The organism is Zhouia amylolytica (genome assembly GCF_900116365.1).
In the GTDB taxonomy this organism is placed as follows: Bacteria; Bacteroidota; Bacteroidia; order Flavobacteriales; family Flavobacteriaceae; genus Zhouia; species Zhouia amylolytica.
This window is the reverse complement of the sequence record NZ_FPAG01000003.1, coordinates 233550-246614: the sequence shown is the minus strand read 5'-3', so window position 1 is coordinate 246614 and position 13065 is coordinate 233550. Positions and strand designations below refer to the sequence as shown.

Here is a 13065-nt window from a genome sequence, read left to right as displayed (position 1 = left end):
TACCTAGAATTATAAAAATAGTTTTTCAATACGAGCTATTGATCGCGGTAAACAGCATACCACTACACGATCGCCATCCTTAATCTGAAAATCACCTAAGGCTATCATTCCTTTTCCATCGCGAATTACACCGGCAATAACAGCAGACCTTGGAAAATCAAGCTCTTTTATTTTCTTTCCTGTTACTTCTGAAGTTCTTTTTACAATAAACTCCAGGATTTCAGCATTCAGATTATTTAATCGGGTTAGTGCTACTACTTCTCCTTTTCGTATATGTCTGAATATATTATTCGCTGCTAAAAGCTTTTTATTAATCAGCGTATCAATACCTATTGATTGTGAAAGCTGGAAATAATCCATGTTCTCAACCAAGGCAATTGTTTTCTTAATATTTCGGGATTTAGCCACCAAACATGACATGATATTGGTTTCGGAATTACCTGTTACAGCGATAAAAGCATCCATTTCTTCAATATCTTCTTCTTCCAGCAACTCAACATTTCTACCATCTCCATTAATAATAAGGGCATTTGGTAATAAATCGGCAAGGTCGAATGATTTGTTTTTATCTTTTTCAATAAGCTTCACCCTAAACTTATTAATACAAAGATCTCTGGCGGTTTTATAACCGATTTTACTCCCCCCAAGGATCATTACATCTTTTATCTCCTCTTTCGTTTTCCCGGTAAGTTTATACAATTCCTTCACTCCTGCCTCAGAAGTAACAAAATATGCTTGATCTCCTTCTTTAAAAACAGTATCTCCTCTTGGAATAAGAGTATATTGAGTTCCAAATCTCTGAATGGCTATAGGAACAAAATGCAGTTCGGGAAAAATAGAAGCCGCTTCCTTAACTGTTTTCCCTATAAACGGAGCTGTATGTTGCAATGAGGTTCCTACCATGGTTAAGGCCCCACCTTCAAACTCATAACTATCGTTGAATGCAGATTGATCCAGCAATAATTGAATTTCTTCAGCGGCTAATTGCTCAGGCGAAATCAATTCATCAATTCCTAATTCAGCAAAACCGATTTCATTCTTATTATGAATGAATTCCGTGTTTGAAATTCTCGCAATAGTACGCGTACACCCTAATTGTTTCGCTAACAAGCACAAGGTTATATTGGTAGTTTCGGTTGCTGTAACTCCAATTACCAAATCGGAACTTTCTACACGGGCATCTTTAAGTACGGCTATAGAGGTTGCATCACCCTTTAAAACTTTAATATCTAAATGAGTATCTGCGTAAGCGAGACTTTCTTTATTTGTATCTATAAGTGTGATGTCCTGGGATTCGTATGACAATAATTTTGCCAAATGAAAACCTACTTCACCAGCACCTGCTATAATAATTTTCATCTATGAATGAATACACAATTATTCTATGCAAATATATAGTAAAAATACATTATCACTAAACTACTCACCAAGGGTTTATAACTTAAGTAAATAAACCAACCAAAATAGAAACCTAATGGGTATAAAACGTGAATAGAAGTTATCAATATACTATCTTTGCCGAAAGTTTAAAAAAGCATGTCTAAAAAAATCAACCCTTATAAAGACTCTTCCTTAAGCAAAAAGGAGCAAGTTACCCAAATGTTTGATAATATCTCGGGAAAATACGATGGGCTTAATCGTGTTATCTCCTTTGGCATTGACATTAAATGGCGAAAGAAAGTCGTAAAAATAATAGGTGACACAAAACCTGAAAGCATTTTAGACATCGCTACCGGAACGGGCGATTTAGCCATAAGCTTTGCAAACACCAGTGCAAAAAAGATCGTAGGATTGGATCTTTCTCCCGGAATGCTCGAGGTTGGTAAAGTAAAGGTCTCCAGACTTAATCTGGATGACAAGATAGAAATGGTTATCGGAGACAGTGAAGCACTTCCTTTCGACGATAATAGTTTTGACGCCGTTTCAGTTGCCTTTGGAGTTAGAAATTTTGAAAACCTTGAAAAAGGCCTTTCTGAAATATACAGGGTACTAAAACCTGGAGGAACTTTTGTTGTTCTGGAAACTTCTGTACCCACCAAAACACCTTACAGACAGGGGTATCAATTTTACACCAATGCTATTCTTCCAGTGATAGGGAAAGTATTCTCAAAAGATAAATCGGCATACTCGTATTTATCTAAATCAGCAAGTATGTTTCCTCATGGTGAAGCTTTCAACAATATTTTAAGAAAAATCGGGTTTATTAATGTGGAAGATAAACCACAAACTTTTGGGGCAGCATCTATTTATGTAGCCTCTAAATAAACCATGTGGAAAAGGCAAACCTTTATCAGTAATTTCAATTTTTGACAAAATTACTTTCGAAATGATAAAAGTTTTATTTATTTCACAGGGCTAAAAAAGCAAGAACGAATGAAAAAATATTTTTTTTGCCTCCTTTTTATATGTTGCTTCTTAACTGAGGGAACTGCCCAACTTAGAATTTTTAATGAAGACCCAATTATGAACCTGGAAAACTTTGACAAGCAAACCGTTCATTGGGGATACTTCTTAGGGTTTAATCAATACGACTTTAAATTCGACTACATTAATGACGAAGGAGATGTTTTGGTCGCCAAATCTATAGGATTTAATGTTGGATTAATTGGAAATTTGAGAATCAACGATTATTTAGATTTACGACTGGAGCCCGGACTATATTACAACAAGCGTGATTTAGGCTTTCCGGGGTTCTCAGACATTAACGATTACAAAAGAGAGGTTGCTTCTACCTATATTCATTTTCCGCTCCTTCTTAAAGTCGGCACTAAAAGGTTGGGTAATTTTAAACCGTATTTAGTTGGCGGTGTATCCGGTTCCATCAATTTAAGCAGTGAATTTGACAGTCAGGAAGATAATTCGGGTGGCACTTTCCGAATGAAGAAGAACACATTATACTATGAACTGGGATTTGGGGTAGACTTCTACCTTCCCTACTTTAAATTTTCCCCATCGGTCAGAGGAGTTTTTGCTTTATCGGATGAGCTGATTCCGGACAACGACCCTAACAGTCCATGGACTTCAAATTTGAACAATATGTATTCCAGAGGAGTGTTCGTAAACTTTACTTTCGAATAATTAAAGTGTACGTCTAAATTCACTCAATAAAATTGCTGTTGCTGTAGCTACATTCAAACTTTCTGTTTTTTGGAATGCTCCAAATTGAGGGATTGCTACCTTAAACTGAACCGAATCCATTATGGCTTCAGAAATCCCGTTTGCCTCATTACCCATCACCAAAATTCCAGTATCAGGCAACTCGGTTTTATAGACATTGCTGCCATGCATATCTGCAGCAAAAACCGGCAAATTAGTTTTCTTTATAAAATCTAAAAGATCTGTATAAACAATATTTACACGAGTCAACGATCCCATTGTTGCCTGTACAACTTTTGAATTAAAGCAATCCACCGTTTCCTCACTGCACACCAAATGCTCTATTCCAAACCAATCGCACAGACGAATGATAGTTCCGAGGTTCCCAGGATCCCTTATCTCATCAAGTGCCAGCACCAATCCCTCTTCACCTATTTCCTCAACTACCTTGTTCATTTGGAATAACGCAAGCGCTTTATTCGGGTTTTTAAGGGAACTCATACGCTTTAAATCAGCCTCCTTTATTGGTGTTTTTTCATCGTCGACATTTTCAAAAAGGGAATCATCTGTTACATAAAGCCGTTCCAGCTTATAATCAGAGTTTAAAAATTCATCAATCCCTTTTATTCCTTCAACTACGAACAGGCCGTTTAAAGTTCGGTACTTTTTTTGCTGTAAACTCTTTACAAGCTTAATTTCATTTTTAGTAACCATTTAAATAATGTATTTTCAGCTATTAAAAGCACTTAACTATTGAAAATAATTTGCAAATTTGCCACTATTATTCCGATTAACATTTTTTATCGTTATTAAATTATCGAAATACATAACCAAAAGCTCTAATGACAAAACTAAGATCTGCTTGAAAAACTTTTTTTCAAAAATAACGGTATTCCTGATAATATTACTGATTTCTTCATGTAATGCGGTAAAACGTGTTGAAGATGGTGAATTACTCCTTACTAAAAACACCATTTATATTAATGACGAGAAAATCAAAAACGAAGAACTCGACGGACTTATTTCGCAAAAACCCAACAGTCCTTTAAGGCTAGCCATTTACAATCTTGCCAAGAAGAACTCAGACTCTATCTACCTTGCCCGATTACAGAAACAATTAGATTCTGCAAACTTTTGGAAGAGTGTGCTTTCGGAAAAACAATTAATTCGTTTAGCTGAATACAAAATAGATTTCAATAATTGGTTGAGAAACTCTGGGGAAGCTCCTGTAATTATTAACGAAGAAGAAGCTGAAAAGTCTTCAGAAAGGCTCAGCAAGTACGCCTACAATTTTGGCTATTTCAACAACACTACTTCTTTTGAGATCGACACCACAAAACGAAAAAGAAAGAGAGCCGAAATCTCTTATAAAATTAACACGGGTGAACCTTACATCATTGATTCATTAACCACAGAGATCGTTTCAGATGTTCTGGATTCTATTTATAAGGCACATCAGAATCTATCCATAATCAAATCGGGGGATCAATTCAACTTAAACAATTTCAGTGCTGAACGGGAACGACTGAATGACCTATATCTCAATTCCGGTATATATCGTTTTCAAAGAACCTCCATAACCTACGATATCCAAAGAGATACTATTGAGGCCAATGAGGACTACCAAATGCCTACCACAATCATAATTGACAATGCCTATGAACGCGTTGGTGACTCTTTAAGAGAAATCCCTTATAAGGTACACAGTATTAATAATGTAAACATTTTTACGGACACCAACATCGGCGCCTATACAGACACTATACAATACGATAATTACACTATCTACTACAAGGACGAGCTTCGTTACAAACCTAAAGCATTGACCGATGCGGTTGCTATAATTCCGGGAGACATATACAAGGACCAGGACAGAACGTTAACCTACCGGCAAATAAGCAACCTTAAAATTTTCAGATATCCGACGATAGAGTATACTTATACAGACAGTTCGGATTCTAAATTAAATTCAAACATTTACATTACCTCAAGACCTAAATTCTCTTTAGGTCTAAACACAGATATATCACATTCGAACATCCAAGACATTGGAATGTCTTTTGGAACGTCGCTTTTAAGCAGAAATGTTTTCAGAGGTGCTGAGACTTTGGAGTTAGCACTGAAAGGAACGATAGGATCATCGCGGGAACTCAGAGATGAGGATGACCCATTCTTTAATATTCTTGAATTTGGAGGAGACATCAACTTAAACTTCCCAAGATTCCTGTTACCGTTTAACACAGACAAGTATGTTCCAAAATACATGAATCCAAATACACGCTTATCGGCAGGTATCACCACCCAAAAAAATATTGGATTAGACAAACAGAGCTTAAACAGTTTATTGCGGTACACCTGGGATCCTTCGAGTTATCAGAAGAACATATTCGAACTCATTAATATTCAATTTGTTAAAAACCTGAATCCAGAGCGCTATTATTTGGTATACCGCAACAGCTATGATCGTCTAAACGATTTAGCTGCACCTTATGAAAATCAATATCCTGAATTTTACAAACCTGATACCGAATCGCCTCAACTTGTCATTCCTGAAGGAACCAATGCTTTTATAAATGCTGTAGACAATGGTGATATTGTTTTAAACAACATAGAAGATCAGGAAGAGTTCAGCAGCATTGCCGAACAAGAGGAACGTCTTACGACCGACAATTTAATTTTTGCTTCGAACTTCACATACACTAAAAATAACAGGAAGAGTTACACCGATAACAATTTCTATCAATTTAGAACTAAAATTGAATTAGCCGGGAATCTTTTATCAGGAATTGCGTCTATATTTCCTTTCGACGAGGATGAAAACGGCAACAATCTGGTATTTGGAGTTCCCTATTCACAATACGTAAAATCTGAATTTGACTTCATAAAACACTGGCGTGTTTTTAAAACCAATACGCTTGCCTTCAGGGCATTCACAGGTATTGCTATTCCTTATGGCAATTCCAACAACATACCATTTATACGAAGTTATTTTGCTGGTGGATCTAATGATAACAGAGCCTGGCAACCCTACTCTTTAGGACCTGGAAGAACCGACAATCTTGAAGACTACAACGAAGCTAACTTCAAGATAGCCTTTAACTTAGAATACCGATTTAATATTTTAGGAGATTTAAAAGGGGCCCTTTTTGTAGACTCCGGTAACATCTGGAACGTGTTAGACGAAGTTGAAAGTGAAGAGCGGGTATTTGAGGGGTTCAAATCACTATCAGAACTAGCTATTGGGTCTGGCTTTGGAGTTCGATATGATTTCAGTTTCTTTGTAATCAGATTAGACACCGGATTCAAAACATACAATCCGGCATTAGAAAAAGACAAAAGGTGGTTTAACGAATATAACTTCCGAAATGCAGTTTTGAATATTGGAATAAATTATCCGTTCTAAGCCATGTTTTTATTACTTTTGCCTTTCAACACAAAACGAAATAATAAATTATTTTAAATTATGAGTCACAACATCAAACCGGGTGTAGCAACTGGAGACGAAGTACAAGCGATTTTTAACTACGCAAAAGAAAAAGGGTTTGCCCTACCCGCAGTGAATGTGATAGGTACGGATACCATTAATGCAGTATTAGAAACTGCAGCAGAAATTAACGCTCCTGTAATTATTCAGTTCTCTAATGGAGGTGCACAGTTTAACGCAGGGAAAGGACTATCAAACGAAGATCAGAAGTCAGCTGTAGCAGGTGCTGTTGCAGGTGCTAAGCACGTACATGAACTAGCTGAATTATATGGTGCAACAGTAATTCTTCACACGGATCACTGTGCTAAAAAACTACTACCATGGGTTGATGGAATGCTATCTGCGAGTGAAAAACACTTTGCGGAGACAGGTAAACCATTATTCAGCTCACATATGATCGATCTTTCTGAAGAGCCAATTGAAGAAAACATCGAAACATGTAAGCAATATTTAGCTCGTATGAGCAAAATGGGAATGACTCTTGAAATAGAGTTAGGTATTACAGGTGGTGAAGAAGATGGAGTAGACAATACTGATGTAGATGAATCTCGCCTATATACTCAACCTGAAGAAGTAGCGTATGCTTATGAAGAATTAATGAAGGTAAGTCCGCGTTTCACCATCGCAGCTGCTTTTGGTAATGTACATGGGGTTTACAAGCCAGGTAACGTAAAGTTAAAACCGACCATCCTAAAAGACTCTCAAGAGTATATTTCTGAAAAATATGGTGTTCCTCACAACACTATTGATTATGTTTTCCATGGTGGTTCAGGATCTTCTTTAGAAGAAATCAGAGAGTCAATCGGATACGGAGTTATAAAGATGAATATCGACACTGATTTACAATATGCATTTTTAGAAGGTGTTAGAGATTACATTCAAAATAAATCTGCATATTTGCAAACACAAATTGGTAACCCTGAAGGAGATGATGCTCCAAACAAAAAGCATTATGATCCACGTGTATGGTTACGTGAAGGTGAAAAGACTTTCATCGCAAGATTAAAAAAGGCTTTTGAAGACCTTAATAACGTTAACACGTTATAAATAGAACACACTATTGTTAATAGCCATCTATACTTTTTGAAAGATGGCTATTAACATACTTAATACTAAAACTAATAACTAATGGCTTGGTTTAAAAGAAAAGAAAAAGGTATTCAAACCAAAACCGAAGAAAAAAAAGACACACCAAAAGGTTTATGGTATAAATCTCCTACGGGGAAGATCGTTGAAGCTGAAGAGCTTGCCAAAAACTTTTATGTGAGTCCGGAGGATGATTATCATGTTAGAATTGGGAGTAACGAATATTTTTCAATCCTTTTTGACGACAACAAATTCAAGGAATTGGATGCTAACTTAATGTCGAAAGACCCTCTTAAGTTTGAAGACACTAAAAAGTATTCTGATCGTCTAAAACAAGCTCAGGAAAAAACAGGCTTAAAGGATGCAGTTCGCACTGCAGTTGGAAAATCTAAAGGTAAAAAGCTCGTAATCGCTTGTATGGATTTTGCATTCATCGGTGGTTCGATGGGTAGTGTTGTTGGAGAAAAGATCGCAAGAGCGATTGACTACTCTTTAAAGAACAAGATTCCTTTCATGATGATTTCAAAATCAGGAGGAGCCAGAATGATGGAGGCTGCCCTTTCTTTAATGCAGCTTGCCAAGACTTCTGCTAAGCTTGCACAACTTGCAGAGGCTAAGATTCCATACATCTCATTATGTACGGATCCGACTACCGGAGGTACGACAGCTTCGTATGCAATGTTAGGAGACATTAATATTGCAGAACCTGGTGCCTTAATTGGTTTTGCTGGTCCGCGAGTAGTAAAAGAGGCTACTGGTAAAGATTTACCTGATGGATTTCAGACTGCGGAATTTGTACTTGAACATGGATTTTTAGACTTCATCATTCATAGAAGAGATTTAAAAGACCGGGTTAATTTATATATTGATTTGGTAACAAATCAACCTTACAGAGCATAATAAAAGCCCCGGATCCGGGGCTTTTTTATTTCAAGCCCCTTACTTCTTTCGGATATGCATACAACTTCCTGAATGCTAAAGCCCTATTGCCTTTAAATTGAAAAGATTTAATTTGATTAAAACGGATCAGTTAGCGAAAATATTTCTATATTTGCGGCCTGTAACAGAAGGTCTGTTATGGGGTACATAAAAATCATTTAAATAATATTGGAATGTATTTAACTAAAGAAGTAAAGGCAGAGATCTTTAAAAAGCACGGTGGAGCTGAAAACAACACTGGTTCAACAGAAGGACAAATTGCATTGTTCACTCACCGAATCAGCCACTTAACTGGGCACCTTAAAAAGAATCGTAAAGATTTTAACACAGAGCGCGCTCTAGTTAAATTGGTAGGTAAAAGAAGAAGTTTACTAGACTATTTAAAAAATAAAGATATCGAAAGATATCGTTCGATAGTTAAGGAACTAGGATTAAGAAAGTAAATTTAAAGAGGCTACGTGCCTCTTTTTTTTATAGCTTTTACCGTACTTTTATAAGTATCTAATGCTAAATTCTTATATTCAACGAAATAAGAATTGTAAAAAAGCTGGAATTATTAGTTTTTCATTGGGTAGAAAGACAACAACTACACAACAACACAACGCCCTTTGTTTAATTAATTAAAATAATTTATGATCCCTGAAGTAAAAAAAGAGATTATTGATTTAGGGAATGGTAGATCCATTTCCCTGGAAACAGGAAAGTTAGCCAAACAAGCTGACGGTTCTGTAGTTGTTAGAATGGGTGATGCTATGTTGCTTGCAACAGTTGTTTCGGCACGCACTTCTAATCCTGACATTGATTTTCTACCGTTAACAGTAGATTACAGAGAAAAATTTGCTGCTGCAGGTAGGTTCCCGGGAGGTTTCTTAAAAAGAGAAGCACGTCCGAGTGATCAGGAGATATTAACGATGCGTTTAGTGGATCGTGTTTTACGTCCTTTATTCCCAAAAGATTACCATGCTGAGACGCAGGTAATGATTCAGTTAATGTCGCATGATGAAAATGTAATGCCTGATGCTTTAGCAGGATTGGCTGCTTCAGCATGTCTAGCGCTATCTGACATCCCTTTTGACGGACCAATTTCTGAAACCAGAGTTGGTAGATTAAATGGAGAGTTCATTATCAACCCTAGCAAAGCGGAGCTTGAAGACTGTGATATGGACATCATGGTTGGTGCTACTATTGATTCTGTCTCTATGGTAGAGGGTGAAATGGATGAAGTTTCTGAAAAGGAAATGGCGGAGGCTATTAAGTTTGCCCATGAAGCCATTAAAGTTCAGATAGAAGCTCAAAACAGTCTTGTGGCGCAAGTTGGAGCCAAAGAAACAAGAGAATATGAGCCTGAGAAGGAAAATGAAGAAATGGCTCAGAAGATCTATGACTTCGCATACTCTAAATGCTATGACATAGCTAAAGATGGTACTTCTAAAAGTGAAAGAGGTGAGCAGTTTGCTGCTGTGAAGGAGGCTTGCCAGGAATTATTTACAGAAGAAGAGCTTGAAGAGAACGGCGATCTTATTGGCAAATATTTCGGAAAAGCTCAAAAGGAAGCTGTCAGAAACCTTATTCTTGACGAAAAAATTCGTTTGGATGGTAGAAAACCAACTGACATTCGACCAATCTGGTGTGAGATAGATTATTTACCATCTACACATGGTTCTTCTATATTTACCAGGGGAGAAACTCAAGCGTTAGCTACTGTTACCCTTGGTACTTCAAGAGAAGTAAACGTAATTGACCGTCCGACGGAACAAGGTGAAGAAAAATTCTATTTACACTATAACTTCCCTCCTTTTTCAACAGGTGAAGCAAGACCTATCAGAGGTACATCAAGACGTGAGGTAGGACATGGAAACCTTGCACAAAGAGCTTTGAAAAAAGTACTTCCTTCAGATTTCCCTTATACGGTAAGAGTAGTATCTGAGGTACTTGAATCGAATGGCTCTTCTTCAATGGCAACTGTTTGTGCCGGTACTATGGCCTTAATGGATGCCGGTGTACCATTGAAAAAACCTGTATCAGGTATTGCTATGGGACTTATCTCCGATGGTGCTAAGTTTGCTGTATTATCTGATATCTTAGGAGATGAAGATCACCTGGGTGACATGGACTTTAAAGTAACCGGTACTGAGGACGGGATTACAGCATGTCAGATGGACATCAAGATTAAAGGCTTGAGCTATGAAATTCTTGAGCAAGCTTTAGAGCAGGCAAGAGATGGACGTATGCATATTTTAGGTAAGATTACCGAAACTATCCCTACTGCCGCTGAACATGTAAAAGCTCATGCTCCGAAAATCGTTAAAGTTGAAATTCCAAAAGAATTTATCGGTGCCGTTATCGGACCTGGTGGTAAAAACATTCAGGCACTACAAGAAGAAACAAAAACTGAAATCGTTATCGACGAAGTAGACGATTTAGGAATTGTTGAAATCTTAGGTGTAGATCAGGATGGTATTGACAAAGCGATTCAATCGGTACAAAACGTTACTTTTACTCCAGTTGAAGGCGAAACTTACAAAGTTAAAGTTGTTAAAATATTAGACTTTGGTGCTGTTATCGAATTTGTACCTGGTAAAGATTCTTTACTACACATTTCAGAACTTGACTGGAAACGTGTGGAAAAGGTTACAGATTATGTGAACCTTGGGGATGAAATCGAAGTGAAGTATATTGGTTTAGATCCGCGTACCAAGAAACCTAAAGTTTCAAGAAAAGCCTTGTTGCCTCGACCTCCAAGACAGGAGAAAAAGAAGCCACAAGAAAATAAATAAATCATCAAAGCCCTGAAAATTCAGGGCTTTTTTTTATTCTTATTTTTAAGAAATTCAAAAAGCAACTAACTATTTTACAAGCTCCTAACCGGGAAAAACCGGAAAAAAAATAAAATTTTCTATACTTTCTGTAACCTTTTGCCCTTTTCTTACGTATAACCATTCACACGCTATTATTTATAATAAACTCGGGAGTAAAATAGATGAGACAACTGAAAATTACGAAGCAGGTAACTAACAGAGAAACTGCTTCATTAGACAAGTATCTTCAGGAAATAGGGAAGGTTGACTTAATTACCGCAGAAGAAGAAGTAGAATTAGCACAACGTATTAAAGCAGGAGATCAACGAGCTTTAGAGAAACTAACGAAAGCGAACTTACGTTTTGTTGTTTCGGTAGCAAAGCAGTATCAGAATCAGGGTTTAACATTACCTGATTTGATCAATGAAGGAAATCTTGGTCTTATAAAAGCTGCTCAACGTTTTGATGAAACTCGTGGTTTTAAGTTCATTTCGTATGCAGTATGGTGGATTAGACAGTCTATTTTACAGGCATTAGCGGAACAATCTCGTATTGTTCGATTACCTCTTAATAAAATTGGTTCAATCAATAAGATCAATAAGACGTATGCATTTTTAGAGCAAGCTCATGAGCGTATGCCTAGTGCAGAAGAAATTGCTAAGGAGCTTGACATGTCTGTTAATGATGTAAAGGAGTCAATGAAGAATTCTGGTCGTCATGTATCGATGGACGCACCATTAGTAGAAGGAGAAGACTCAAACCTTTATGATGTACTTCGTAGTGGTGAATCACCAAATCCTGACAAGGACCTTTTACATGAATCACTCCGTACTGAAATAGAACGTGCTCTTGAAACTCTTACACCACGTGAGGCTGATGTTATCAGACTTTATTTTGGTTTAGGTGATCAGCACCCTATGACACTGGAAGAAATTGGAGAAACATTTGATTTGACACGTGAACGCGTTCGTCAGATTAAAGAAAAGGCTATCAGAAGATTAAAACATACTTCAAGGAGTAAAATTCTGAAGACCTATTTAGGATAAGTTAATAAAGTAGTGATTTTACTCAAAATTCACTATTTTTGTAGTACAACAGTTCCGATATAACGGGATAACTGTTCGTTTTTTGATTGATGAATGAACTCCGGCTGATTACCGGAGTTTTTTTTATTTACAAACAGGCATTCTCTCACACTACCTTTTATTGTCTTACATAGCGGATTCCATTTATACAGTTAAAATACCTATCTATGCCTATTCATTCGCTGTACATGCGGAACGACATAGCGTGCGGAATGATATTGGGAGTGAGAACCTTCGGAGCAGAATGGATTCCGCAATAAATGCGGAATGACATTGGGTGCTGAATGATATTGGGTGCTGAATAATATTGGGGTGAGAGTGTTCGGAGGAGAATGGATTCCGCAATAAATGCGGAATGACATTGGATTCGGAATGACAATGGGTGTGGAATGACAGGTGGAAGTATGCTAAATCATTTTCTTCAAGAAACAACTTTTGAGGTTGCCCCTTTTTTTTCTTACATACCGGATACAATTTATACAGTTATAAACCAATCTATACCTGCTCATACTCTATCCATACTTTAACCATACCGTATCTATGCCTAAAGTATGGCTTAAACCACAGGAAATTGTGA

General features: G+C 37.0%; 10 protein-coding genes. 8 read left to right on the top strand and 2 right to left on the bottom strand.

All coding sequences use genetic code 11. The features are described 5' to 3' along the window. Positions 1-9: 9 nt before the first annotated feature. On the bottom strand, positions 10-1359 hold the full coding sequence (gene trkA, locus BM361_RS06105; RefSeq protein ID WP_038266083.1) for a Trk system potassium transporter TrkA: 1350 nt from the start codon (positions 1357-1359) through the stop codon (positions 10-12). Between the two features lie 177 nt (positions 1360-1536). On the opposite strand from trkA, the gene ubiE reads away from it, so the two are divergent. Together ubiE and porT are read left to right on the top strand one after the other, a co-directional pair. Beyond that, entirely contained in the window at positions 1537-2265 is a 729-nt protein-coding gene (gene ubiE, locus BM361_RS06100) for a bifunctional demethylmenaquinone methyltransferase/2-methoxy-6-polyprenyl-1,4-benzoquinol methylase UbiE (protein WP_038266086.1), read from the top strand. Between the two features lie 108 nt (positions 2266-2373). After that, a complete protein-coding gene (porT, locus tag BM361_RS06095) occupies positions 2374-3078 on the top strand; it encodes a type IX secretion/gliding motility protein PorT/SprT (protein WP_038266089.1) in 705 nt (234 codons plus the stop codon). Here porT and BM361_RS06090 read toward each other — a convergent pair whose 3' ends face one another. Beyond that, a complete protein-coding gene (locus BM361_RS06090) occupies positions 3079-3810 on the bottom strand; it encodes a TrmH family RNA methyltransferase (RefSeq protein ID WP_074977648.1) in 732 nt (243 codons plus the stop codon). Positions 3811-3958: 148 nt separating this feature from the next. On the opposite strand from BM361_RS06090, the gene tamL reads away from it, so the two are divergent. The 6 genes from tamL (at position 3959) to BM361_RS06060 (ending at position 12449) form a co-directional block, all read left to right on the top strand. Then, entirely contained in the window at positions 3959-6499 is a 2541-nt protein-coding gene (tamL, locus tag BM361_RS06085; protein WP_074977834.1) for a translocation and assembly module lipoprotein TamL, read from the top strand. Between the two features lie 60 nt (positions 6500-6559). Beyond that, entirely contained in the window at positions 6560-7627 is a 1068-nt protein-coding gene (gene fbaA, locus BM361_RS06080; RefSeq protein ID WP_038266093.1) for a class II fructose-bisphosphate aldolase, read from the top strand. Between the two features lie 81 nt (positions 7628-7708). Then, positions 7709-8566 carry an acetyl-CoA carboxylase, carboxyltransferase subunit beta gene (gene accD, locus BM361_RS06075; RefSeq protein WP_074977646.1) on the top strand — a complete coding sequence of 286 codons (858 nt, stop codon included), beginning with the start codon at positions 7709-7711 and terminating at the stop codon, positions 8564-8566. Between the two features lie 212 nt (positions 8567-8778). Further along, the gene (gene rpsO, locus BM361_RS06070; RefSeq protein ID WP_038266100.1) at positions 8779-9048 is read left to right on the top strand and encodes a 30S ribosomal protein S15; all 270 of its coding nucleotides are present in this window, start codon (positions 8779-8781) and stop codon (positions 9046-9048) included. A 189-nt stretch (positions 9049-9237) separates the two neighbouring features. After that, positions 9238-11382, top strand: a complete 2145-nt coding sequence (locus tag BM361_RS06065; protein ID WP_074977644.1) for a polyribonucleotide nucleotidyltransferase — start codon at positions 9238-9240, stop codon at positions 11380-11382. 203 nt (positions 11383-11585) lie between these two features. Then, a complete protein-coding gene (locus BM361_RS06060) occupies positions 11586-12449 on the top strand; it encodes a sigma-70 family RNA polymerase sigma factor (RefSeq protein WP_038266105.1) in 864 nt (287 codons plus the stop codon). The last annotated feature ends 616 nt before the right edge of the window (positions 12450-13065 follow it).